Genomic DNA, 24,902 nt, shown 5'->3' on the forward strand with positions numbered 1-24,902 from the left:
TGGTAGCGGAGGAGGGACTCGAACCCCCGACACGCGGATTATGATTCCGCTGCTCTAACCACCTGAGCTACTCCGCCCCCGAAGGGTGCCGCGACGGTCTGGCCAGTGGCCCGCACCTGCGGCAGGCGCGCCTCTTAGGGGTAGTGCGGGCGGCGGTCAATACGGCAGTTGAAGGGAATTCGACATCGCATTCACATCGCTTGTCATCGGCGCTGCGCCGGTCTGCCGCGCAGCGGCCAGCGGCCCGCCTCTTCCCATGGCCCGCCGCGATAATAATGGGCCTCCAGCGCCGGAATCGTGAATTCGCGCGGGGTGAAACCGGACGACAATTGCGCTTGCAGCCTACGGGCCTCGTCGGGGCTGACCTTGTTCTGCACCGTCACGTGCAGGCGCGGACGATGATTGTCCTGCGGCGTCAGGCACCCGGCAAATCGGTCGGCGATCCGGTCTCTCAGCGCCATCAGGGCATCGCTTTCGATACCGAGAGCCGTGCCCCTCCCCAGGCTGACGATCCGGTTCATGCGGGCGGGAGGTGGCGGAAATTCCCTTGCGAGGTCGGCCATCAGGCCGCGCAGTTCGGGTTCGACCGATGGAGGCAGCGCGTGAAACAGGGTCAGATGCGCTGACAGATAATTGCGCTCGGGCGGAAAGTACTCGGTCCTGAGGCCGTTTGCATAAGAGAATATCTCTGGCGGCAGGGCGGCGGTCACGATGATGGGGCTGGTCATGCCGCCTGTATGGCAGCAACACGCCGCCAGAACGAGGGCGGACGACACCTGGAGGGGGGGAGTGGTGTCGTCCGCCCCGTCCACACGGCCCGGAAGAACCGCGTCGCCAAAGCGTGCAGGCGTCGGGCTATTGATCGTCCACATCACTGCGGCGAGCATGTCCGAGAGCCATGACGCCCAAACGAGGAAGCGCTGCCCCCGTTCCGCATCTGCGAAGCGGCCTGTCGCTAATCCGGCACGTTCCATGCCCGGATGCCAGCCAAATGCGGCAATTCCGTCTCTCCGCTCTGCGCAAAGCCTCAACGAAAGGCCACGCTGCGGCGCAACCACAGCTCCGCTGGCAAATTATGAGGATTGCGCGCAGTCTTATCCGCGGCCCTGACGGCATGCGCGCTGCGGCAGCCGCTTTGCGCGGAGCGGGTATCCTACTCGATCTCGCCCCGCTTTCGGCGCAGCGCGCGCCATGCGGCCACATTGTCATTATGGCCGTCCAGCGTATCGCTGAATGCGTGACCGCCGGATCCGTCGGCGACCATGTAGACGGCGTCGGTATCGGCGGGATGCAGCACGGCCAGGATCGATTCCCGTCCGGGGTTGGTGATCGGCCCCACCGGCAGACCAGCCATGGAATAGGTGTTATACCCGTTCACCGCGTCGATCTCGCTGCGCCTGATCCGGCGGCCCAGAGGCTTGCCTTTGGTGATGGGGTAGATGATCGTCGGATCGGCCTGCAACCGCATCCCCTTGCGCAGGCGGTTGGTATAGAGGCCAGCCACCATCCGCCGTTCCTGCGGGACTCCTGTCTCCTTCTCGACGATCGAGGCAAGCGTCACGGCCTGCTGCGGCGTCGTAACGGGCAGGTCCTTGTCGCGTTTCGGCCATTCGGATGCGACAAATTCGCCCATCGCCTCTTGCATCCGCGCCAGCACGTCCGCTCTCGCCTCGCCTCTCTCGAAGTCATAGCTATCGGGCAGGACCGATCCTTCGGCAGGGACCGCAACCTCGCCTGTCAGCAAAGGTTCGGCCATCAGCCGTTCGTGCACCATGATCGAGGGCAGCCCCTCGGGCACGGTGACAAAGCGCCGAATGACCTCGCCGTGCTGCAGGATGTCGAGGATGGTCGCGGGACTGGCGCCGGCGGGAATCGCGAACTCCCCCGCCTTCACCGGATCGCCGCTGGCCAGCAGTTTCGCGCGCAGCAGGAAGCCGTCGGAGGAGCCGATAAGGCCCTCTTCCGCCAGCTTGTCCGCCGTCGATGTCAGCGTGGCGCCGGACGGGACGACAAAGCTGGTCGCCTTGTCCGGCCCTGCGCCGCCGTACCATCCGGCCATGAACCAGCCGGCAGCGCCCAGCGCCGCCAGCACGAGAATGGCGACAAGGACGCTGCAGCCGCGTTTCATGACGGACTAGTCCACCGCCTTCATGATCAGCGAGGCATTGGTGCCGCCAAAGCCGAACGAATTGTTCAGCACCGCGCGCACTTCGCGCTTCTTGGCCTTGTGGGGCACAAGATCGACGCCCTTGCAGCTCTCGCTCGGGTTATCGAGATTGAGCGTCGGCGGCACGATCTGGTCGCGCATCGCCAGGATGCAGAAGATCGATTCGACCGCGCCCGCGCCGCCCAGCAGATGGCCGATGGCGGATTTGGTCGAGGACATCGACACGCCGTCCATCGCATCGCCGAACAGACGGCGCACCGCGCCCAGTTCCAGCTCGTCGCCCAGCGGCGTGCTGGTGCCGTGCGCGTTGACATAGTCGATGTCGGCAGGCGTCATGCCGGCCTTCTTCAGTGCCATCTCCATCGAACGATAGGCGCCCGACCCTTCGGGATGCGGCGCGGTCACGTGATAGGCGTCGCCCGACAGGCCATAGCCGACGACCTCGGCATAGATCTTCGCGCCGCGTGCCTTGGCATGCTCATACTCTTCCAGCACGACGACGCCCGCGCCCTCGCCCATCACGAAGCCGTCGCGGGCCTCGTCATAGGGGCGGCTGGCCTTGGTCGGCTCGTCGTTGAAACCGGTAGAAAGAGCGCGGGCCTGTGCAAATCCGGCAATCCCGATCGGGCATACGGTGCCTTCCGCTCCGCCCGCCAGCATGATGTCGGCATCGCCGTCCTTGATCATGCGCGCGGCATCGCCGATCGAATGCGCGCCGGTGGAGCAGGCGGTCACGACCGCATGGTTCGGCCCCATCAGCCCGTATTTGATCGAAACCTGACCACTGATCAGGTTGATCAGCCGCCCGTGGACGAAATGCGGCGAAACGCGGCTCGGGCCCTTTTCGGCCAGCACCAGCGATTCCTTCTCGATCCCCGGCAGACCGCCGATGCCCGAACCGATCGAGCAGCCCGCGCGGTAGCGCATTTCCTCGGGCATATCCGCAAGGCCCGCGTCCTCGATCGCCTGTCCCGCGGCGTCGATGCCATAGACGATGAACGGATCGACCTGCCGCTGGACCTTGTGGTCGACGCGCTTGTCAGGGTCAAAGCCATATTCATGGTCGGCGGGCTTCACCTCGCAGGCGATGCGGCATTTCTGGTCGCTCGCATCGAATCGCGTGATGGGCCCGGCGCCCGACTTGCCGGCGATCAGGTTCGCCCACACGGTTTCGACATCCGCACCAAGCGGGGTGACAAGTCCAAGTCCGGTGACAACGACACGGCGCATGGGTGATCCTTTCCTTTCGGCCAATCCGCCCGCGGGCGGACATCCTGCCCTCTGCCCGGCCGCCTGATTCCGCGCTCCGCCCCGAAACGCAGCAGGCCCAGCCACTTGGGGCCGAGCCTGCCGTTTGCCCGCTACGCCCCCTAAAGGACGCGCAGGCGATCAGAGCAGAACCGGCAGGGGCCGGCCCCTTGCAGGCTTAGCCCTTGTGCTCTTCGATATATTTCACCGCGTCGCCGACGGTGGTGATCTTTTCGGCGGCATCGTCGGGGATTTCGACCCCGAACTCTTCCTCGAACGCCATCACCAGCTCGACGATGTCGAGGCTGTCCGCGCCCAGGTCGTCGATAAAGCTCGCGTCCATGGTCACCTTGTCGGCTTCAACGCCCAGGTGCTCGACGACGATCTTCTTTACGCGTTCCTCGGTGTCGCTCATGAATAAACCTCTCGGTACTAAAACTGTCCTGCCCCGAGCGTAACGTGACAGGATCGGATAAAATCTCAGGCGTGGCCCTAGTCGGACTGTGCGCCGCTGGCAAGAGCGGGTGACAGGCGCTTAACAATTACCGCCATGCCCGCCCGATTGCCAGCGTTCAGGACACGCCGCCTCAATCGCCGATCTGGTCGACGCGCGCCTTGTCGGCCGGGGTGGCCTTGGGCGGCTCGACCGTGCGGATCGACAGCTCGCGCAGCTGTTTCGGGCTGACCACGCTCGGCGCGCCCATCATCAGGTCCTGCGCGCGCTGGTTCATCGGGAAGGCGATGACCTCGCGGATGTTCGGCTCTTCCGCCAGCAGCATGACGATGCGGTCGATGCCCGGCGCCGAACCGCCATGCGGCGGCGCGCCATATTTGAACGCATTGATCATGCCCGAGAAATTCGCCTCGACCTCTTCCTTCGAATAGCCCGCGATCTCGAACGCCTTGAACATGATGTCGGGACGATGATTCCGGATCGCACCCGACGACAGCTCGTATCCGTTGCACACGATGTCGTACTGCCACGCCAGGATGTCGAGCGGGTCCTGCGTTTCCAGCGCTTCCATCTCGCCCTGCGGCATCGAGAACGGGTTGTGGCTGAAATCGATCTTCTTGAGGTCCTCGTCATATTCGAACATCGGGAAGTCGACGATCCAGCAGAACTTGAAGCAGCCCTCCTCGATCAGGCCCAGTTCCTCGGCCGTGCGGGTGCGAGCGGCGCCTGCCAGCTTGGCCGCGTCCTTTTCCTTGCCAGCCGCGAAGAACAGCCCGTCGTCGGGGCCAAGGCCCAACTCGTTATACAGCTCTTCCATGCGCTCGGGCCCGTGATTCTTGGCAATCGGTCCGCCGAAGTCGCCGCCCTTCCGGGTGACATAGCCGAGCCCCGCGAAGCCTTCCTGGCGTGCCCAGTTGTTCATGTCGTCGAAGAACTTGCGGCTCTTGTCGGCGGTGTTCGGCGCGGGGATCACGCGCACCTTGCCGCCGCTGCCGACGATCTTCTCGAACAGGCCGAAGCCGGACTGTTCGAAATGGCTCGTCACGTCCGAGATGATCAGCGGGTTGCGCAGGTCCGGCTTGTCGCTGCCATATTTCAGCAGCGCATCGGCATAGGGGATGCGCGGGAAGGTGCCCGCCGGGGTCACCGTCTTGCCGCCCGAGAACTCCTCGAACACACCGGCCAGCACGGGCTCCAGCGTCTGGAACACGTCTTCCTGCGTGACATAGCTCATCTCGAAATCGAGCTGGTAGAATTCAGGGCTGCGATCGGCACGCAGATCCTCGTCCCGGAAACAGGGCGCGATCTGGAAATAGCGGTCGAAACCGGCGACCATCAGCAGCTGCTTGAACATCTGCGGCGCCTGCGGCAGTGCATAAAAGCGCCCCGGATGCATGCGCGCGGGCACCAGATAGTCGCGCGCGCCCTCGGGGCTGGACGCACCCAGGATCGGGGTCTGGAACTCGGTGAAACCGGCATCCGTCATCCGGCGGCGGATCGAGGAGATCACCTTCGAACGCAGCACGATGTTGGAATGCACCTTGTCGCGCCGCAGGTCGAGGAAACGGTTCTTCAGCCGGATCTCCTCGGGGTATTCCTGCTCGCCCGCAACGGGCATGGGCAGTTCCTCGGCGCGGCTCTGTACCGTGATGCCGCGGGCATAGATCTCGATCTCACCGGTCGGCAGGTTCGCGTTGACCGTGCTGGCCGACCGCGCCTTGACCTCGCCGTCGATGGTGACCACCGATTCCACGCGCAGCCCGTCCAGCACCTGCAGCGCGGGGCTATCCTCGTCCGCGACGATCTGGGTGATGCCGTAATGGTCGCGCAGGTCGACGAACAGCACGCCGCCATGGTCGCGCTTGCGATGGATCCAGCCCGACAGGCGGACGGTCTCGCCGACATTGGCGGCAGTCAGGGCGCCGCAGGTATGGGTGCGATAGGCATGCATGGCAAAAATTCGCTTCTCGTCTGGTCTGGATGATGCGGTGTCCGCTGTCGGCCACCTTTATCGATTGCTGCGCCGCGCACTAGGTCAAACCGTCCCTCATTTCCAGTGCGCCGATGCACCGGTCCGCATTTCGGTAGGCAGAGCGTTTCCGGCCGAAGATCACGGCACCAATCATGCGGCCGATCCTACCGCCGATGGTTACCCGATCTTAACGCTGTCCTGCGAGGATCGATCGTTCGGACCGGCAGACCGAAAGGCGCGCCGACACCGGGCAAGAGGCGGATTTGGTGGCTGGCGCGGATATTCAGCCGCTTCTTCCGCCTCTTGATCGTGTTTCCATCGCGGACGGCTGAACGGGCCTGAGCAGCGCCACGCCGCCATCCGCGTTAATCATGCTGGCCAAGCCATTCTTAACCAAAGGCCGGTTATCAACTGATGGTGAACCCCCGATCCGCGGGCCAGGAGAGCATGTTCATGTCCGTAACCGACATTTTCGCCAGCGAGATCTTCGAGTCCGAGGAAGAGCTCGAACAGTTTCTCGGCAATGTCGAATCGCTGATGCGCCGGGGACAGCCCGATGTCGCCGCGACGCTGATCGAAGCGCAGCTGATGGAACTGAACGACGGCCGGCACGATATCGCCAAGCTGGCGCAGGCGACGCCCGTCAGCGCCGTGCGGCTGATCGGTTGGGAGGTTCTGGACCAGACATTCCGCAAGATCGACCGGCCGGAACAACCTGTGACCGCCATGTCGGTCGACATCAGCGCGCCGGTGACCCTGCCCGCGCCCGATCCGGAACGCGGCAATTTCCGCGAACCCGATCTCGAAACGCTCTATTTCACCGACAGCGCCTTTGCCTTTGCCCGCGCCGGGCGCGAGGAGATCAATCACGGCTATGGCCGCAAGGCAGGCGTATGGCGCAGCGCGTTCGAGGAAGCGGGCGCCGAGGTGCAGGTCCGCGGGCTTGGCGGCATCTATGGCGAAGTGCTGGCCTATCAGCGCAGGCGCGAGCTGGGCGATCTGCCCCTGCCCGCCGACAATGACGCGCTGGTGATGGGCCATGCCTTCGTCGCGGTGCGCCTGCATCAGGCGATGCGAGCAGTGATCGAAGGGCGCGGCCTGCCGCGACCCGTCACCGTGCTGGTCGGCAGCAACGAGAGCTATCCCTTCTTCGACGCGCCGGTCTACACACGCGCGGAATATTACGATCTGATCGAGGACGGCGAGGAAGGCGAGGTCGAGGAATCGAAATTCGCCAGCCTGTCGCTCGCCCCGCGCCCCGCCGATTACGATCCGGGCAGCATCTTTCAGGACGACACACAAGTCAGCGGCACCAGCCTGCGCCGCCGCATCCGCGATGCCGCGCCGGTCGAGGAGCCTGCGAACGATACGGCGTCGACCCCCACCAGCCTCGTCTCCAGCCTGTTCGAACGCCTGCGCCGCCGCCCGGCCTGACGTGATCGGGGCGCTCCGGGCCGCAAAAACGGCTGTGACGGGCAAAAAGAGGGGGATGCGCCCCCCACGCATGATTGCAAGCGGCGTTCATGCGGCGTAACCCGCCCGAAGCCATGAAAATTCACGAACTGATCACCACGACCGACGCGCTGGCCGACATCTGCGAGCGGATGTCCACGGCCGATTTCGTCGCCGTCGACACCGAATTCATGCGGGAGTCGACCTATTGGCCGCTGCTCTGCCTCGTCCAGATCTCCGACGGCAAGGAAGCCGCCGCGATCGATCCGCTGGCCGAGGGCATCGATCTCAAGCCCCTGCTTGACCTGCTGACCGAGAACGAGGAGGTTCTGAAGGTCTTTCACGCGGGCGGCCAGGACGTCGAGATCATCTATAATCTGACCGCCAAGACGCCGCATCCGATCTTCGATACGCAGATCGCGATGATGGCGATCAGCCAGTCCGAACAGATCGGCTATTCGAACCTCGTCGACAGCTGGCTCAATATCCAGATCGACAAGGGCGCGCGCTTTACCGACTGGAGCCGACGCCCGCTGACCGAGCGTCAGATCGAATATGCCATCGGCGACGTCACCTATCTCTCGCGCATTTTCCCCAAGATGCTGAAGAAGCTGGTGAAGACCGGCCGCGGCGAATGGCTGAACCGCGAGATGGAACGGCTGGCCGACCCCTCGAATTATGCCAGCGATCCCGAAACCTTGTGGCACCGCATCCGCTCGCCGGGCCGCAATGCGCAGGTTCTGGGCCGGCTGAAGGCGCTGGCCGCCTGGCGCGAGACCGAGGCGCAGGACAAGAACATCCCGCGCGGCCGGATCATCCGCGACGAGACCCTGGCCGATCTCGCCAGCCATCCGCCGAAGAAGCAGGGCGATCTTGCCAAGGTGCGCGGCCTGTCGGGCGGGTGGAAGGACAATGACATCGGCAAACGCCTGATGAAGGTGCTGGACGAGGCGGAACCGCTTCCCAAGGACGAGATGCCCGAACGCAAGAAGGGCGTGCCGCTGGGCAAGGAAGGCGCACTGGTCGCCGATCTGCTCAAGCTGCTGCTCAAGATTCGCAGCCGCGAGATCGATGTCGCCTCGCGTCTCATCGCGCGCGCCGACGATCTTGAGGCCTTGGCCGCGGGCGTGCGCAAGAACCTACCGATGCTGGAAGGCTGGCGCTATCAGGAATTCGGGCGCGACGCGCTGGATCTGGTCGAAGGCAAGCTGGCCTTCGCGGTCGAGAACGGACATCTGAAAATGACCCACATCGACGATGTCCCCCTGGCCGCCGAAACCGCTGCGACGGAATAGGGTGCCTTGAAGAACACCTATCTGCCGACGCTCAAGCAGCTGCAATATCTGCTGGCGCTGCACGAAAAGCGCCATTTCGGGCGCGCGGCGGAAAGCTGCTACGTCTCGCAGTCCACCCTGTCCGCCGGCATTCGCGAGCTGGAATCGCTGCTGGGCGTCACGCTGGTCGAACGCACCCGCCGCGTGGTGCGCTTTACGCCATTGGGCGAGCGCGTGGTGGACAAGGCGCATGTCTTGCTGCGCGAGGCGGAGGAGCTGGCCGAACTCGTCCAGTCGGCGGGCAAGCCGCTGTCGGGCGAACTGCGCATGAGCGTGATCCCCACCATCGCGCCCTTCCTGCTCCCCAAGATCCTGCCGCGCCTGCGCAAGGAGCGCCCCAGCCTCAAGCTCTTCCTGCGCGAGGAGCCGAGCGCCGACGCCATCGAGTCGCTGCAGCACGGGCGCGCCGATTGCGTGCTGCTGGCCCTGCCCTTCGCGACCGGCGAGGTCGACAGCGAAATCCTGTTCAACGACCGCCTGTTCGTCGCCTTTCCCAAGGACGATCCGCGCGATCCGCCCGAACTCGTGCCGCCCTCGATGATAGACGAGGCGCGCCTGCTGCTGCTGGAAGACGGGCACTGCCTCAAGGAACATGCGCTGGCGGCCTGCAACCGGCCCGAATTGCGGGCATCGGCCACGATGATCGGCACCTCTCTCCATACGCTGGTGCAGATGGTGGACAACGGGCTGGGCCTTACCATGCTGCCCGAAATGGCGCTGGAATCGGGGATATTGGACGGCACGAATGTCGTGGCCCGACAGCTGAAATCCAAGAACGCGGCGCGCCAGATCGCGCTGGTCTGGCGGCGCGGCTCGCCCCGCGCGGACGAGTTCAGGCTGCTCGCCAAGGAACTGCGCGAGGGCTAGGCCGTGCAGGACCCGGCAGGACAGGAATTGGCACTTGCCATCGGACCGCAGCATGTCGATGGTGCGGCGGACTTGATCCGCGGCGTGGCAGTTCGCACGCCTTTAATCGAATCTCCGTTCCTGAACGAGCGCACCGGACGGCGCGTCCTGCTGAAGTTCGAGGGCGCGCAGATCGGAGGCGCGTTCAAGTTTCGCGGCGCCTATAACCGGCTTGCTCGTATCCCTCAGCAGGACCGCGCGAAAGGCGTGGTCGCATGGTCGTCGGGCAATCACGCGCAGGGTGTGGCGGCGGCGGCGCGCATTCTGGGCATTCCCGCCACCCTCGTGATGCCCGCCGATGCGCCGTCGGTTAAAACGGCCAACACAAGCGCGCTTGGGGCAGATATCGTCGCCTATGACCGCCGGACCCAGTCGCGCGAGACCATCGCCACCGCCCTCGCCGAGGAGCGCGGCGCGGTGCTGGTGCCGTCCTATGACGATCCCTTCATCATCGCGGGTCAGGGCACGGTCGGGCTGGAAATACTCAAGCAGGCCGACGAGGCAAGCGCGTCCATCGGCCAGGTGCTGGTCTGCTGCGGCGGTGGCGGGCTGGTGGCCGGCATTGCCACCGCCATGCGGCCCTGTCTGCCGGATGCGGCGATCTATTCGGTCGAACCCGCGGCCTTTGACGATACGGCCCGATCGCTGACGTCAGGAACACGCGAGCCCGTCGCGGCGGATGCCGTGTCGATATGCGACGCCCTGCTGGCCCCGACGCCCGGCGCCCTGACCTTCCCGATCAACAAGGCTCTCCTGAGCGGCGGGCTGGCGGTCACGGACGACGAGGTTCGCCGCGCCATGCGTTATGCGTTCGAGGTGCTGAAGCTGGTGGTCGAACCGGGCGGCGCCGTCGCGCTCGCCGCGCTGCTGGCAGGCAAGGCGCCCGCTGCGGATGGCGCGACCGTGGTGGTCATATCGGGATCGAACGTCGACGGCGGCTTGTTCGCCGAAATAGTCGGCGGCGATTAATCCGCCGCGAAGTCGGACGAAATCACGATCCGCGCCGCGTCCCATTCGGGCACCGCTTCGGGCCGCATCGGCACCATGAAGCGCTTGGGCTTCTCGCCCTCCGCCGCTGGCCGCTCGATCTCGATCACGTCGCCCGCACCGTAATTGTCGATGGCGATCACCGTGCCCAGCGCCTCGCCCGTATCGGATACGGCGGACAGACCCAGCAGATCGGCGTGGTAATATTCGCCCTCTTCCAGCGGAGGCAGTTCCTCGCGGGCCACGGTCAGCACCATGCCGCGCAGCGCCTCGGCCGCATTGCGATTGTCGACGCCGGCCAGCTTCAGGATCGCCCCGCCCTTGCCGTCGTCCCGCAATTTCTTGGGGCTGACCTCGCGCGATTCGCCGCCCCCAATACCGGAAGGTACCTCGCGCAAAAGCGTGAAGGCGCGGAATCGCCTCAGCGACTCCACGCCTTCGCCGAACAGTTTCAGCCGGACCTCGCCATTCACGCCATGCGCGCCGGCAATGGCGGCAAGCACGATACGCTGGGCAATCGCCATCAGTCCGGCCTTTACCGATCTTACTCTTCGGTCGCAGTCTCTTCAGCCGCGGCTTCTTCAGCAGGCGCCTCTTCGGCAGCCGCTTCTTCAGCCGGCGCTTCTGCGGGCTTCTTGGCTTCTTCCTCGGCAGCCTTGCGGGCTTCCTCGGCTTCAGCGGCCTTCGAAGCCTTTTCCTCGGCGCGTTCCTTGGCCTTTTCGCCCGGCTCCGCCTTCTTGGGGTTGTTGCGAGCCGCACGCTCCTGGATACCCGCGGCGTCGAGGAAGCGAGCAACGCGGTCGGTCGGCTGCGCGCCGACGCCCAGCCAATAACGGATGCGGTCCTCGATCAGCTTGACGCGATCTTCCGAATCCTTGGGCAGGACGGGATTGTAGACGCCGACCTGTTCCAGATACTTGCCATCGCGCGCGCTGCGCGTGTCGGAGACGACGATGCGGTAATAGGGACGCTTCTTCGCGCCGCCGCGCGCCAGACGAATTGCAACTGCCATATCAAACTACCTTTCGAACAATATTCAAATCACTGAAATTACGGTTAAATCATTTTTTCTTGAGCAGATCCTGCAGCTCGGGCGGAATATCTCCGCCGCCCGGAAGGCCCGGCATGCCGCCCATTCCGCCGCCGCCGCCAAGCCCCGGCATGGCCGCGCCCAGACCGCCCTTGCCGAACAGCTGGCCCAGACCCTTCAGCCCGCCCATCTTCTTGATCTGCTTCATGGCCTTCGCCATTTCCTGATGCATTTTCAGAAGCTTGTTCACGTCCTGCACCTGCGTGCCGGACCCTGCCGCGATGCGTTTCTTGCGACGCGCGTTCAAAAGCTGCGGCTTCTCGCGCTCTTTCGGAGTCATCGACGAGATGATCGCGTCCATGTGGAGCAGGACCTTGTCGTCCATGCCCGACTGCGCCATCGCCGCCTTGGCCTTCTTCATGCCCGGCAGCATGCCTGCGATCGCGCCGATGCCGCCCATCTTGGTCATCTGCTGCAGCTGCATGCGAAGGTCGTTCATGTCGAACTCCCCCTTCGCCATGCGCTTGGCGAGGCGTTCGGCGTCTTCTTCCTTGACGGCGGTCGCGGCCTTTTCGACCATCGACACGATGTCGCCCATGCCCAAAATGCGATTGGCCACGCGCGAGGGATGGAACGCCTCGATCGCGTCGAGCTTTTCGCCCGTGCCCGCGAACTTGATCGGCTTGCCGGTGACGGCACGCATCGACAGCGCCGCACCGCCGCGTGCATCGCCGTCCATGCGGGTCAGCACCACGCCGGTCAGCGGCACTTCGCCGGTGAAGCTCTGCGCGACATTGACCGCGTCCTGGCCCGTCAGCGAGTCGACGACCAGCAGCACTTCCCTGGGGGTCGAGACGCTGGCCACGGCCTTCATCTCGGCCATCAGCGCTTCGTCGACATGCAGGCGGCCCGCGGTGTCGAGCATCAGCACGTCGAAGCTTTGCAGCTTGGCCGAGGAAATCGCGCGGTTCGCGATATCGACCGGCTGCTGCCCCCCCACGATCGGGAGCGTCGCCACGCCCGCCTGCTCGCCCAGAATGGCCAGCTGTTCCTGCGCCGCCGGGCGATTGACGTCGAGCGAGGCCATCATGACCTTCTTGCCCTCGGTCTCCTTCAGCCGCTTGGCGATCTTGGCGGTGCTGGTCGTCTTGCCCGAGCCCTGCAGGCCGACCATCATGATCACGACCGGCGGCTTGGCGTCGAGATCCAGCTTGGCCGCCTGCGCGCTGCCGCCTTCCGCGGGATCGCCGCCCAGCATTTCGACCAGCGCGTCATTGACGATCTTGACGACCTGCTGCCCCGGCGTGACCGATCGGAGCACTTCCTGCCCGATCGCGCGTTCGGTGACGGTGTCGATGAAGCGGCGCACCACCGGAAGCGCGACATCGGCCTCCAGCAATGCGATCCGCACTTCGCGCATGGCGGTGCGGACATCGTCTTCCTTCAGCGCGCCGCGGCCCCGCAGCGAATCGAAAACATTGCCGAGCCGGTCGGACAGTGCGTCAAACATGGTCACCTCCGGCTGTCATGCCGCTTCTCCAGTTACGCCTGCCGCGAAAATCGCCGCGTGGCCGTTCAGATCCGGCGCAAAACGCCGAAAACGCCGGTGGGCGAAACCTCGCCGACCAGCGTGTATGTCAATGCGTGCGGTGCCGCCTGGAACCGCCCTTGTGCATGATCCGGTCAGAGCCTGCCCATGGCCCGCCCTTTCCGTCTGCGGCGCCTCATACAGACAGGCCCTCACGATGGCAAGCCTTCCCGCGGTCCGGGCGCGGCGCGGCGGCACGAACGCGGCTTAACCTCTTTTTAGGGTCTTGCGGCTAGCAATTCCGTTCCGGCGCCGGAAACGCGCCAAAGGGCCGTGGAGCAAATTTGCGATGAACAATCGCGCCGAAAATCCCCAGACAGAGGGCGTCATTCGCCTGACCGACCGGTATCCCCGGGGGGAGCGCGATCTCGTGCTGTTGGGGGTCATCATCGCCGCCGCCATCATGCTGGTTGGGCACGCGGGTGCGGTGATGCCGCAGGTGATCGGTTTTATCACGGGCGACAGCGAAGGCCCGGCGCAATGGGCCGCCAGTGCGCTGCTGCTAAACATCGCGCTCATCATCTTCGGCTGGCGGCGTTACCGCGAACTGATCAGCGAGGTCGAAAAGAGCCGCATCGCAGAAGAAGAAGCGCGCGAACTGGCGCTGACCGATCCGCTGACTGGCTCGCTCAACCGCCGATCCATTCTGCCGCTGACCGAGGAGATGGTGATCGACGCCGAGAAGGCCGACAACGCGGTCGCCTTCGTGATGATCGATCTCGACAATTTCAAGCAGATCAACGATCTCAACGGCCACCGCGCAGGCGATTCCATGCTGATCGAGATCGCGCGCCGCATTCGCGCCCAGATGCCGCCGGGCGCCCGCCTCGCACGGCTTGGCGGTGACGAATTCGCATGCGTGGTTCCCTATAGCCGCTCCTCGCCCGATCTGATCGACCAGCTGGCGACCAGCATCATCGACATTGCCCAGAAACCCATCGCCATCAACGGCGGCGAGCTGGCCGTCGGTCTTTCGATCGGCCTCGCGACCAGCGTGGAACTGGACCATCCCGGATCGAACGCGGCGGGCGAATTGCTGCACATGGCCGATGTCGCCATGTATCACGCGAAAAAACTGGGCCGGAACCGGTATGACTGGTTCACGCCCGAGATGGAGCGCGAGCTGAAGCTGCGCAGCGAGCTGGAAAGCGGTATCCGGCGCGGCATTTCGCGCGGCGAGTTCGTGCCATTCTACGAACAGCAGGTCGATGTCGAAACGGGCGAGCTGACCGGTTTCGAAATGCTGGCCCGCTGGCAGTCGCCGACGCTCGGCCTTGTCACGCCCGATTTCTTCATCCCGGTCGCCGAGGAGATCGGCTGCATCGCGGAATTGTCCGAATCGGTCATCGCGCAGGCGCTGAAGGACGCGGCCGAATGGGATCCTTCGCTGACCCTCTCGGTCAATATCTCGCCGATCCAGATGCGCGATCCGTGGTTCGCGCAGAAATTGCTCAAATTGCTGGCCGAGGCGAAATTCCCGCCCGAACGGCTTGAGATCGAAGTCACCGAAAGCTGCCTGCACGAGAATATCGGACTGGTTCGCTCGCTGGTCACCAGCCTCAAGAACCAGGGCGTATCGGTCAGCCTCGACGATTTCGGCACCGGCTATGCATCGATCGCGCAATTGCGCGCGCTGCCCTTCGACCGGATCAAGATCGACCGCAGCTTCATCGCCGAACTGGGCCGCGGGGGCGACAATTCCGCGCTCGTCGGCGCGATCAGTTCGATCGGCGCGGGCATGCGTCTGCCGGTAACGGCGGAAGGGATCGAGAGCGAGCATGTGCGCGACCGCCTCCGCACGCTGGGCCAGTTCAAGGGACAGGGCTATTTCTATGGCCGCCCCGAACCCGCCGAAAAGGTTCGCGCCCGTTTGAAGAGCGAAGCGCGGCTGGCCGAGGATGTCCGCAGTGAACCGAGGCTTGCCCCGACGCCGCGCGGCGACGACGGACGGAAAGTGGCGGGCGCCTGAGGCTGCTTGCCCTTCCCGCCCCTGAACACGCGCCCTGAATGCCCACGGGACTGGACGTAGCGCCGCCCGCTGCATAGATGCGGCACATCATGCGCATCCCCTTCACCAAGATGCATGGGCTCGGCAATGATTTCGTCGTGCTCGATGCCCGCGTTCAGGCCCTGCCGCCGATTAATGGCGAGGTCGCGGCGGCGCTCGCCGATCGCCATACCGGCATCGGCTGCGACCAACTCGTGCTGATCGAGCCTTCGGACACGGCGGACCTCAAGATGCGCATCTTCAACCGGGACGGCGGCGAGGTCGAGGCTTGCGGCAATGCGACCCGCGCGGTCGGCCTGCTCGCTGGCGATGCGGTCACGATCGAGACGCTGGGCGGCACGATCTCGGCCCGGCCCGATCCCGCGGGTATCGCGGTCGACATGGGCGTGCCGCGCTTTGACTGGGACGCGATCCCGCTGGCCTATGCGATGGACACGCTGTCGATGCCGGTGGGCTGGGACATGCTCGAAAATCCGATAGCGGTGAATGTCGGCAATCCGCACGCGATCTTCTTCGTCGAGGATCTGGATGCCGTCCCCCTCGGCGAAATCGGCCCGGTGATCGAGAAGGATCCCATCTTCCCGCAGGCGGTGAACGTGAATGCCGCGCAGATCCTGTCGCGCAGCGCGATCCGGCTGCGCGTGTGGGAACGCGGCGCGGGACTGACGCGGGCCTGCGGAACCGGAGCCTGCGCCACCGCCGTTGGGGCGATGCGCCGCGGGCTGGTGGAGCGCGAAGTCACGGTCTCGCTGCCTGGCGGCGATTTGCTGATCGCATGGGGCGAAGACACGGCGGACGCGAAGGGCCGGATCACCATGACCGGGCCCGCGACCGTTTCCTATACCGGATCGTTCGACTGGGGGGCCTACGCTTGAGCGTCCCCGGTCATCAAGAGGCAGAGGTCGTGACGCTCGGCTGCCGCCTCAACATGGCGGAAAGTGAGCGCATCGGCGCCATGCTGACCGCCAGCGCCAGCCCGACCGTGGTGGTGAACAGCTGCGCCGTCACGCAGGAGGCCGTCCGCCAGACCCGCCGCGCAATCCGCCGCCTGCGCCGCCGCCATCCCGATGCGCGCCTGCTGGTCACCGGATGCGCCGCCGATATTGAGGGCGAACGCCTGTCCGCCATGCCCGAAGTGGACGGGCTGGTCCCCAATGCCGCCAAGCTGGAGCCCGCCGCCTGGCTGTCCGGCCGCTCTCTGCCCGCCGCCGAAGATGCGCCCGCACCGCGTGTCCGCACACGCGCCTTCGTGCCGGTGCAGAACGGCTGCGACCACAGCTGCACCTTTTGCGTCATCCCGCAGGGCCGCGGCGCCAGCCGCTCGCTTGCCGTGGACGAGGTGGTGCGGATAATTGCCGACCATCTTGAACAGGGCGCGCCCGAAATCGTCTTGACCGGTGTCGACGTGACCAGCTGGGGCCACGACCTGCCCGGATCGCCCGCGCTGGGCGTTCTAGTGCGCGCCATCCTCGACGCCTGCCCGTCGCTCGAACGCCTGCGCCTGTCGTCCATCGACGGGGCGGAGATCGATCCGCTGATCGAGGACATGGCCGGCAGCGAGTCGCGCTTCATGCCGCACCTGCACCTATCGCTGCAGTCGGGCGACGACATGATCCTCAAGCGCATGAAGCGCCGCCACAGCCGCGCCGATGCGATCAACCTTGTCGAGCGTCTGAAGGCCCGCCGCCCCGAAATCGCGGTGGGCGCGGATCTCATCGCCGGATTTCCCACCGAAACGGAAGACATGCACGCCAATAATCTGTCCATCGTCAGCGCCTGCGATATCGTCCATGGCCATGTCTTTCCCTTCAGCCCGCGCCCCGGCACACCCGCCGCGCGCATGCCGCAAGTCGATCCGGTGCTGGTAAAGGCCCGCGCCGCCGAATTGCGCGAAGCGGTCGCGCGGCAGCGCAGCCGGTGGCTGGACGGACTGATCGGTTCGACCCAGACGGTGCTGGCCGAACGCGACGGCACCGGCCACGCCGCCAATTTCGCACCCGTTCGCCTGCCGGAAGGCATGAAGCAGGGCGAAACCCGCCGTCTTCGCATCGCCGCCCGCGACGAAGGCCTGCTGGTCGGAGAAGCCGCATGAGCGAGAGTTGGCAGGACCGCGTCTTCGGCGGCTTTCGCAAGACCTCGGACCGTCTGGCGGGCAATCTCGCCGGTATCGGCGGGCAGACCCGCCTGACCGATGCGCAGCTGGACGAGCTGGAGGATGCGCTCATCCTCTCCGATCTCGGCCCGCGCGCGGCGATGCGGATACGCGAAAAGCTTGCCGACCGCCGCTTCGACCGCGGCGCCGACGAGCAGGCGATCCGGCAGGCGGTGGCCGACGAGATCGCGGAGATCCTGCGCCCGGTGGCCAAACCTCTGGACGTGACCGCCTTCCCCCGCCCGCATGTCGTGCTGGTGATCGGCGTCAACGGCAGCGGCAAGACAACCACCATCGCCAAGCTGGCGCATCTGTTCCAGGAAGAGGATTACAGCGTGATCCTGGCCGCGGGCGACACGTTCCGCGCCGCCGCGATCGGTCAGCTGAAGGTCTGGGCGGACCGGGTGGGCGTTCCCATCGTCACCGGCCCCGAAGGCGGCGATCCGGCCAGCGTGGTGTTCGATGCGGTCAAGGCCGCGACCGAAAAGGGCAGCGACGCGCTGATCGTCGACACCGCGGGCCGCCTGCAGAACAAGCGCGAGCTGATGGACGAGCTTGCCAAGATCCGCAAAGTGCTCGGCCGCCTCAACCCCGAGGCGCCGCATGACGTGGTGCTGGTGCTCGACGCCACCAACGGGCAGAACGCGCTGTCGCAGATCGACGTGTTCCGCGAAGTGGCGGGCGTGACCGGCCTTGTCATGACCAAGCTGGACGGCACCGCGCGCGGCGGCGTACTAGTCGCCGCGGCCGAGCAATACGGCCTGCCGATCCACGCCATCGGCGTCGGCGAAGGGATCGACGATCTGCGGCCCTTCGACCCCGACCTCGTCGCCCGCGTGATTGCCGGAGTAGCCTGATGGACCACGAAAACACCGCCGCGCCGAAGAAGAAATCCGGCTGGCTGAACCTCGCCATCGATTACGGGCCGCTGCTGATTTTCTTTCTGGTCTATCGCTATTTCGCGCCCGAGGATGCCAGCAATTCGGTGGCCGAGGTGCTGGCCGTGGTAAAGGGCACCGGCGCGTTCATCGTGGCGGCGCTGGTGGCGCTGGGCATGTCGAAATGGAAGCTGGGGCACATCACCCCCATGCTGATGCTGTCGACCGCGCTGATCGTGTTCTTCGGCGGTCTGACGATCTTTTTTCAGGACCCCGTGTTCGTCCAGGTCAAGCCAACGATCATCTACGCGCTGTTCGCGGTCGCCCTGCTGGTCGGCTGGCGCATGGGCAAGCCGCTGCTCAAATATCTGCTGGGCGCCGCGTTCGAGGGGTTGTCCGATCGCGGCTGGATGGCCCTATCGCGCAACTGGGGGTTCTATTTCGTCGCGCTCGCCATCCTGAACGAGGTGCTGCGCGCGGCCCTGCCGTTCGAGGACTGGCTGGCGGCCAAGTTCTGGCTGTTCATGCCACTGTCCTTCCTATTCACCTTCATGCAGCTTCCGATGATGATGCGCGAGGGACTGGGCAAGGAAGAGGAAACCGAGGTCGAGACGACCCAGCCGCCCGTCTGATACGCGGAATGATACGCAGAAGGCGGACCACGCGGATCCGCCCCTGCCTTTACGCCAGCCTGTCAGGCGGCAGCGTGTTCGGATGCCAGCTGCGTCTGCAGCACGGCGATCCGCTTGCGCTCGTCAGACCAGCTGCGATTGGGCTGGCTGCTGACCTTGTCGATCAGCTGGCGCAGTTCGTTTTCGCGGTCCTTCGTTGTGACTTCCTTCATCGCGACTCTCCTCTCTCATGATGCTCTTTTCGTTGGAACGGCATCATAACAGAAAATACGGCGAAACGGGGACGGTTCCGGGCGCCGGCGCGTGCCGCAAGCGTGGCCGCAGGATCAGATTTCGACCTGGCTTCCCAACTCGACCACGCGATTGGTGGGCAGGCGGAAGAATTCCATCGCATTGGCCGCATTGCGCAGCATCCAGGAGAAGATCTTCTCGCGCCAGATCATCATGCCCGGATTCTCTGATGGCAGCAAAGTCTGGCGCGACAGGAAGAAGCTGGTCTTCATCATGTCGAACATGCCGCCGCAATTGTCGATATCGGCCAGCGCGCGCGGCACGTCGGTCTCTTCCATGAAGCCGTAATTCAGCACCAGGCGATAGAATCCGTGGCCAAGGTCGTGGATCTCGTGCCTCTTCGACAGGTCGACATAGGGATATTCGACGATCCTGACGGTCAGCACCACCACACGTTCATGCAGCACCTTGTTGTGCTTGATATTGTGCAGCAGCGCAGACGGCACGCCCGCCGTGCTGGATGCCATAAAGATCGCCGTTCCCGGCACCCGCGTTGCGGAATTGGTCGCCGACTTGGCAAAGATCTCGATAGGAAGCGCGACCTCGGCCATGCGTTCGCGCATCAGCTTGCGCCCCTTGGCCCATGTGGTGAGGAGCGTGAAGGCCGCCGCGCCGATCAGCAGCGGGAACCAGCCGCCATCGGGCACCTTTGTCGCGTTCGCCGCGAAATAGGCGCCGTCGACGATGAAGAACAGCACCACGACCGGCACCGCCATCCACCATTTCCACCGCCACACCGCCAGCAGCAGCGCGGCCATCAGGCAGGTGTCGATCAGCATCGCGCCCGTCACCGCAATGCCATAGGCGCTGGCAAGATTGGACGAGTTCTGGAACGTCAGCACCAGCAGGATCACCGCCACCATCAGCGCCCAGTTGATTGCGGGGATATAGATCTGCCCCGCCTCGGTCTCGCTGGTGTGAAGGATCGACAGGCGCGGGATGAAGCCGAGCTGGATCGCCTGATGCGTCACCGAAAACGCGCCCGAGATAACCGCTTGGCTGGCGATGAAGGTTGCCAGCATGGCCAGGATCACCAGCGGAAAGCGCATGATGTCGGGTGCCATCATGAAGAACGGATTGCGGATTGCCTCGGCCGCGTCGGGCCCGGACAGGCTGGTCACCATTGCCGCCTGACCGAAATAGTTGAGCAGCAGCGCGGGCATGACAAAGCCGAACCAGCTGATGCGCAGCGGCCCGCGCCCGAAATGGCCCATGTCGGCATAGAGCGCCTCTGCCCCCGTCACCGCCAGCACGACCGAACCGAGCGCCAGGAACGCCAGCGTCTTGTCGACCATGAAGAACTGCACGGCATACCAGGGATTGAGCGCCACCAGCACGCCGGGGTTCTGCACGATGTGGGTGACGCCCAGCACCGCCAGCACGATGAAATAGGTGATCATGATCGGCGCGAACAGCGCGCCCACCTTGGCCGTGCCGCGCTTCTGGATAAGGAACAGGCCGACCAGCATGACCAGAGCGATAGGGATGACCCATTGTTCGAACCGCGCCTCGACCACGGTCAGCCCCTCGACCGCGGAAAGCACCGAGATCGCGGGGGTTATCATCGAATCGCCATAGAAAAGCGATGTCGCCATCACCCCCAGCAGCACCGTCAGCCAGCCAAAGCGCGAGCCGCTGATGTGCCGCGAAATCAGCGCGACCAGCGCAAGGCTTCCGCCCTGCCCCTTGTTGTCGGCGCGCATCAGGATCGTGACATACTGGATCGAGACGACCAGCGTCATCGACCAGAAGATCAGGCTGACGACGCCAAGGATGTGCAGATTGTCCAGCGCAAGCGGATGCGGCCCCACGAATGTTTCGCGAAACGCATAGAGCGGGCTGGTGCCGATATCGCCGAAGACGATGCCCACCGCGCCTGCCGCAAGCTTGAGCTTTGCGCTGGTGCGGTCCTTGCCTTCGAGCGTGTGACCACCCGCGTGCGATGCAAATTCGCTGCTCAAGCCAGAAAAAACTCCGCTACGCGCTTGTCCGCAGACGCGGGCATGTCCGCAGACGCGGGCATGAAGGCCCCCGCCGGCAGGCTGCGGCGATTAGCAGCGAGCATGGCACACCGCAAGCGGCCGTCCGGGGCATACTTCCAATGCCCCGCCCATGTCGGCGACAGGCGGATCATTGCGGCTGCACCGCCATGCCCTGTCCGCCCGCCTGCTGCTGGCGCTGCGCCTCGATCAGCATGTCCAGTCGCTGGACCTGCGCGCCGATAACCGCACGCCACGGTTCGTCGGCCTCGGTGTTGCCGGGCGCAAGCGGGCGGTCGAGCAGGCCCTGCCATTTCTCGCGCGCTTCGGCGAAACGGCCCGACTGTGCCAGCGCCAGCCCTGCGAAGAACGGTGGCCCCGGATGGCCCGGCGCCAATGTCGCCGCCTTGTCATAGGCATAGAGCGCGGCGGGCGTCGCGACCCCCTCGGCATGACCGACCAGCGCGTTGCCCAGCGCCAGCCATGCGTCGGGATCGTCGGGATGCGCGCGGATCGCACCGCGCAGGATCGCCGCGGCGGACGCGAACCGGCCGTTGCGCGCCATCGCATCGGCAGTGATCAGATAGCGGCGTCCGGGCGCGAATTCGGCCTGCATAGATTGACGCGTCTCGACCAGCGCGGCGGCGTTGTTGTCGCTATCAGCGCGCGGCGGCGTGGGCGAACCGGCAAGCCCGGGGCTTCCCTGCGCGGCATAGCCCGCCAGCGCCAGCAGCAGGACCGCCCCCGTCAGCTCCCATGCCGGACGCGGCAGTCTGAGCACGATGACCAGCGCCGCGAACACGGCGAGCGCGACGGCTATGACAATCACCCAGCTCATGGGTTGCCCTCCCTGCGGCGGAACCGGCCGCGCAGCAGGATTGCCGCCAGCAGCAAAAGGAGAACGGGCGCGACATAGATCGGCCACGTCAGCCCGGTCACCTCGGGCTTATAGCTGATATAATCGCCGTAACGTTCGACCAGCCAGCGCCGGATGGCTTCCGGATCCTCGCCCGCGGCGATGCGCTGGCGCACTTCGCTGCGCATGTCGCCGGCCATGGGGGCATCGGAATCGGCGATCGACTGGCTCTGACAGGTGAGGCAGCGGATCGTCTCCATCAAATCCTGCGCCGCGGCCTCCTGCGCGGGATCGTCGAGCTGCCGGTAAGCATAGGGCGCAGGCGGCAGCGCGTCCTGCGCCAGCCCGTGCGGCGTGAAAATCGCCAGCAGCAGGATCGCGGCAATCGCGCAAAGGGCCAGTGCCCGCCTCACGATGCCCGCTCCGCTTCGCGCAGCCTGGCCAGGATCATCGGCACGTCGCGGTCCATGATCGGGCCGATATGCTGGTATCGGATGATGCCGTCCGCATCGATCACGAAGGTCTCCGGCACGCCCGAAGAGCCGATGGCCATCTGCAAAGCGCTGACATCGTCGCGCGAAATGGCGCGATAGGGATTGCCATGGCGTTCCAGAAAGGCGGCGATGTCGGTGTCCTTGTCGCGGATGGCGACGCCGTCGATCGGCACGCCCCGCTCTGCCAGATCGCCCAGCACCGGTGCTTCGACAATGCAGGGGACGCACCAGCTGGCCCAGACGTTCAGCAGTCGCGGGCCTTGCGCGCCACCTGTCCCTGCACCTGCACCGGCGCCCGTGCCCAGCGGCACCGCGGGCAGTTCGGCGGTGGCGGCGGGCAGGTCGAGATCGGGCAGCGGCTTGCCGATCATGCGGCTTTCCACCTCGGTCGACCCCGGATTGGCAAGCCCCCAGGCGACCAGCGCGCCCAGCAGGACAAAGATCGCCAGCGGCAGCCAGATCGCCCACGCGGCACCGCGCCGTTCCTGCTGACCGCTCATGCGCTCGTATTCCTCAATGGATTGACCTCGCGGCGCTGCGCGATGCGGCGCATGCTGGACTGTCGCCGCCAGCCGCTGGCGACGCGGCCGACCAGCGCCAGCGCGCCGCCGAAGGCCACCAGCAGACCGCCCAGCCAGATCAGCGGCACGAACGGCTTCCACCACAGGCGCAATTGCCAGCGGCCATCGTCGGCCTGACCGCCCAGCACGGCATAAAGCTGCCCGTTCCAGCGCGTCGCCAGCGCGCTCTCGCTGGTCGTTTGCACCGGCGAGGTGAAGCTGCGCGACTGCGGCTCAAGCGACAGCGGATCGCCGCCGCGATAGCTGGCCTGCAGATCCGCCTGCAGCGCGGTCCAGTTGGGACCCGCCACCGGATCGATCGCCGCCAACCGGATCTGCCACGGGCCGACATCCGTCTGCTCGCCGATGCGGGCCGCCACCAGCCGCTCGACCGAAAAGGCGCTTTCGCTCGCCATCCCGGCCACCGCGACGGCAAGCCCCAGATGCGCGACCACCATGCCCCATATCGGCAACGGTGTGCGAAGCAGGTTCCGGCCCAGCAGCGGCAACACGCTCGCAATCGCCAGTCCAGCCGCCAGCCCCAGCCCCAGCAGCGGCAAGATCCCGATCCCCGGCGCCAGCACCAGCGCCGCGACCAGCACGGCCACCACGGCCAGCGCGGGCAAGATCATCGGCCTGACCGCGCGCCCCGCGCTATCGCCCCTCCAGCGCAGCAAAGGCCCGACCGCCATCACGACCATCATCGGCAGCGCGAAGATCGCGCCCACCGGATTGAAATAGGGCGGCCCGATCGACACGCGCGTCCCGAACGCCTCGGTCACCAGGGGATAGAGCGTGCCGAGCAGCACGATCGCGAGGATCGCGGTCAGCATCACATTGTTGAAGACCAGCGCCGCCTCGCGGCTGACGAGCGAGAATTGCTTGCCCTCCTGGATCGAGGCGGCGCGCAGGCCGAACAACGTCAGCGCCCCGCCGATATACAGCGCAAGCAGGACGAGGATGAATGATCCGCGCTCCGGGTCGACCGCAAAGGCATGCACGCTGGTCAGAATGCCCGACCGGACGAGGAACGTGCCAACCATGCTCATCGAAAAGGCGACGACGCCCAGCATGATCGTCCATGTCCTCAGCGCATCGCGCGCCGCCAGCACGCTGGCCGAATGCAGCAGCGCGGTCGCCGCCAGCCACGGCATCAGCGAGGCGTTCTCGACCGGATCCCAGAACCACCAGCCGCCCCAGCCAAGCTCGTAATAGGCCCAGTAGGAGCCTGCGGTGATCCCCACCGTCAGGAATATCCACGCACCCAGCACCCATGGCCGCATTGCGCGGGCAAAGGCGGGGCCGACCTCACCCGTGACCAGCGCGCCCACCGCGAAGGAAAAGGCGACCGACAGGCCGACATAGCCGAAATAAAGCGTCGGCGGATGGAACGCGAGACCGATATCCTGCAGCAGCGGATTGAGCCCCGCGCCCGCCAGCGGCACCGGATCCAGACGCTCGAACGGGTTCGAACTGAACAGCAGAAATGCATAGAAGCCCAGCGACACGAAGGCCTGCGCGGACAGGGTCGCGACAATGGTGTTTTCGGGCAGGCGGCGTTCGAACAGCGCCACCAGCGCGCCCGCCAGCCCCATCACCGTCGCCCACAGCAGCATCGACCCTTCGTGATTGCCCCATGTACCGGCCAGCTTGAAGACGAAGGGCTTGTCCGAATGCGAATTGGACGCGACCAGCAGCACCGACAGATCCGTCCGCACGAACAGCAGCATCAGCGCGCCGAACGACAGCGCCGCCAGCACGCCCTGCATCACCGCGGCGGGACGCACCGTGGCGGCAGGCTGCTCGCGCATCTGCCCGTCGCCGCCGCCCAGCGCCCACAGACCCGACGCGAATTGCAACAGGGCCAGCGCCGCCGCCAGCCACAAAAGCACAAGACCCAGTTCCGCTATCATG

General features: G+C 65.5%; 23 protein-coding genes and 1 tRNA gene. 9 read left to right on the plus strand and 15 right to left on the minus strand.

What is annotated here, in order from left to right:
- From AC4FIJ_RS10570 to aspS, 6 genes are all read right to left on the minus strand, one after another.
- Positions 1–77, minus strand: a tRNA-Met gene (locus tag AC4FIJ_RS10570).
- Between the two features lie 126 nt (positions 78–203).
- Positions 204–728: a 2'-5' RNA ligase family protein gene (locus AC4FIJ_RS10575; protein WP_490336691.1), complete on the minus strand. Its 525-nt coding sequence runs from the start codon at positions 726–728 to the stop codon at positions 204–206.
- Positions 729–1,153: 425 nt separating this feature from the next.
- Positions 1,154–2,128: an endolytic transglycosylase MltG gene (gene mltG / locus AC4FIJ_RS10580; RefSeq protein WP_490336692.1), complete on the minus strand. Its 975-nt coding sequence runs from the start codon at positions 2,126–2,128 to the stop codon at positions 1,154–1,156.
- Between the two features lie 6 nt (positions 2,129–2,134).
- A complete protein-coding gene (gene fabF / locus AC4FIJ_RS10585) occupies positions 2,135–3,397 on the minus strand; it encodes a beta-ketoacyl-ACP synthase II (RefSeq protein WP_490336693.1) in 1,263 nt (420 codons plus the stop codon).
- 196 nt (positions 3,398–3,593) lie between these two features.
- The gene (locus AC4FIJ_RS10590) at positions 3,594–3,830 is read right to left on the minus strand and encodes an acyl carrier protein (protein ID WP_047821044.1); all 237 of its coding nucleotides are present in this window, start codon (positions 3,828–3,830) and stop codon (positions 3,594–3,596) included.
- Between the two features lie 172 nt (positions 3,831–4,002).
- Entirely contained in the window at positions 4,003–5,820 is a 1,818-nt protein-coding gene (aspS, locus tag AC4FIJ_RS10595; RefSeq protein WP_490336694.1) for an aspartate--tRNA ligase, read from the minus strand.
- A gap of 474 nt (positions 5,821–6,294) precedes the next feature.
- Here aspS and AC4FIJ_RS10600 point away from each other — a divergent pair, with 474 nt between their 5' ends.
- From AC4FIJ_RS10600 to AC4FIJ_RS10615, 4 genes are all read left to right on the plus strand, one after another.
- On the plus strand, positions 6,295–7,275 hold the full coding sequence (locus AC4FIJ_RS10600) for a hypothetical protein (protein ID WP_490336695.1): 981 nt from the start codon (positions 6,295–6,297) through the stop codon (positions 7,273–7,275).
- Positions 7,276–7,388: 113 nt separating this feature from the next.
- Positions 7,389–8,588 (plus strand): ribonuclease D, encoded by a 1,200-nt coding sequence (gene rnd, locus AC4FIJ_RS10605; protein ID WP_490336773.1) that lies wholly within the window; start codon positions 7,389–7,391, stop codon positions 8,586–8,588.
- Positions 8,589–8,594: 6 nt separating this feature from the next.
- Entirely contained in the window at positions 8,595–9,494 is a 900-nt protein-coding gene (locus AC4FIJ_RS10610) for a hydrogen peroxide-inducible genes activator (RefSeq protein WP_490336696.1), read from the plus strand.
- A 27-nt stretch (positions 9,495–9,521) separates the two neighbouring features.
- A complete protein-coding gene (locus AC4FIJ_RS10615) occupies positions 9,522–10,502 on the plus strand; it encodes a threonine ammonia-lyase (RefSeq protein WP_490336697.1) in 981 nt (326 codons plus the stop codon).
- Here the strand turns inward: AC4FIJ_RS10615 and rimM are convergent.
- Genes rimM through ffh form a run of 3 tightly spaced genes read right to left on the minus strand, consistent with a single transcriptional unit; the run spans position 10,499 to position 13,060 of the window.
- Positions 10,499–11,044, minus strand: a complete 546-nt coding sequence (gene rimM, locus AC4FIJ_RS10620) for a ribosome maturation factor RimM (RefSeq protein WP_490336698.1) — start codon at positions 11,042–11,044, stop codon at positions 10,499–10,501. The two genes, AC4FIJ_RS10615 and rimM, sit on opposite strands and share 4 nt — an antisense overlap.
- A gap of 20 nt (positions 11,045–11,064) precedes the next feature.
- Positions 11,065–11,532, minus strand: a complete 468-nt coding sequence (rpsP, locus tag AC4FIJ_RS10625) for a 30S ribosomal protein S16 (RefSeq protein WP_490336699.1) — start codon at positions 11,530–11,532, stop codon at positions 11,065–11,067.
- A gap of 49 nt (positions 11,533–11,581) precedes the next feature.
- Complete coding sequence (gene ffh, locus AC4FIJ_RS10630) at positions 11,582–13,060, minus strand: signal recognition particle protein (RefSeq protein ID WP_490336700.1); 1,479 nt, start codon at positions 13,058–13,060, stop codon at positions 11,582–11,584.
- 367 nt (positions 13,061–13,427) lie between these two features.
- Between ffh and AC4FIJ_RS10635 the strand changes: the two genes are divergently transcribed.
- From AC4FIJ_RS10635 to AC4FIJ_RS10655, 5 genes are all read left to right on the plus strand, one after another.
- Positions 13,428–15,107 (plus strand): putative bifunctional diguanylate cyclase/phosphodiesterase, encoded by a 1,680-nt coding sequence (locus AC4FIJ_RS10635; protein ID WP_490336701.1) that lies wholly within the window; start codon positions 13,428–13,430, stop codon positions 15,105–15,107.
- A gap of 89 nt (positions 15,108–15,196) precedes the next feature.
- Complete coding sequence (dapF, locus tag AC4FIJ_RS10640) at positions 15,197–16,021, plus strand: diaminopimelate epimerase (protein WP_490336702.1); 825 nt, start codon at positions 15,197–15,199, stop codon at positions 16,019–16,021.
- Positions 16,018–17,238, plus strand: coding sequence for a MiaB/RimO family radical SAM methylthiotransferase (locus AC4FIJ_RS10645; protein WP_490336703.1), 1,221 nt, complete (start codon positions 16,018–16,020; stop codon positions 17,236–17,238). Before dapF ends, AC4FIJ_RS10645 begins: the two co-directional genes overlap by 4 nt.
- Positions 17,235–18,155, plus strand: coding sequence for a signal recognition particle-docking protein FtsY (ftsY, locus tag AC4FIJ_RS10650; protein ID WP_490336704.1), 921 nt, complete (start codon positions 17,235–17,237; stop codon positions 18,153–18,155). The genes AC4FIJ_RS10645 and ftsY overlap by 4 nt, the downstream gene beginning before the upstream one ends.
- On the plus strand, positions 18,155–18,808 hold the full coding sequence (locus AC4FIJ_RS10655) for an inner membrane-spanning protein YciB (RefSeq protein WP_490336705.1): 654 nt from the start codon (positions 18,155–18,157) through the stop codon (positions 18,806–18,808). Before ftsY ends, AC4FIJ_RS10655 begins: the two co-directional genes overlap by 1 nt.
- A 62-nt stretch (positions 18,809–18,870) precedes the next feature.
- Here the strand turns inward: AC4FIJ_RS10655 and AC4FIJ_RS10660 are convergent, their stop codons facing one another.
- The 6 genes from AC4FIJ_RS10660 to AC4FIJ_RS10685 all read right to left on the minus strand — a co-directional run bounded on the left by AC4FIJ_RS10660 (position 18,871) and on the right by AC4FIJ_RS10685 (position 24,901).
- Entirely contained in the window at positions 18,871–19,020 is a 150-nt protein-coding gene (locus AC4FIJ_RS10660; protein WP_490336706.1) for a hypothetical protein, read from the minus strand.
- Between the two features lie 114 nt (positions 19,021–19,134).
- Positions 19,135–21,060, minus strand: a complete 1,926-nt coding sequence (locus tag AC4FIJ_RS10665) for a potassium transporter Kup (protein WP_490336707.1) — start codon at positions 21,058–21,060, stop codon at positions 19,135–19,137.
- A 169-nt stretch (positions 21,061–21,229) separates the two neighbouring features.
- Positions 21,230–21,916 (minus strand): tetratricopeptide repeat protein, encoded by a 687-nt coding sequence (locus AC4FIJ_RS10670; protein ID WP_490336708.1) that lies wholly within the window; start codon positions 21,914–21,916, stop codon positions 21,230–21,232.
- Positions 21,913–22,347, minus strand: a complete 435-nt coding sequence (locus tag AC4FIJ_RS10675) for a cytochrome c-type biogenesis protein (protein ID WP_490336709.1) — start codon at positions 22,345–22,347, stop codon at positions 21,913–21,915. The genes AC4FIJ_RS10670 and AC4FIJ_RS10675 overlap by 4 nt, the downstream gene beginning before the upstream one ends.
- Positions 22,344–22,928 (minus strand): redoxin family protein, encoded by a 585-nt coding sequence (locus tag AC4FIJ_RS10680; protein WP_490336710.1) that lies wholly within the window; start codon positions 22,926–22,928, stop codon positions 22,344–22,346. Before AC4FIJ_RS10680 ends, AC4FIJ_RS10675 begins: the two co-directional genes overlap by 4 nt.
- The gene (locus tag AC4FIJ_RS10685; RefSeq protein ID WP_490336711.1) at positions 22,925–24,901 is read right to left on the minus strand and encodes a heme lyase CcmF/NrfE family subunit; all 1,977 of its coding nucleotides are present in this window, start codon (positions 24,899–24,901) and stop codon (positions 22,925–22,927) included. Before AC4FIJ_RS10685 ends, AC4FIJ_RS10680 begins: the two co-directional genes overlap by 4 nt.
- Position 24,902: the final 1 nt, after the last annotated feature.

This window comes from Croceicoccus sp., assembly GCF_983967925.1.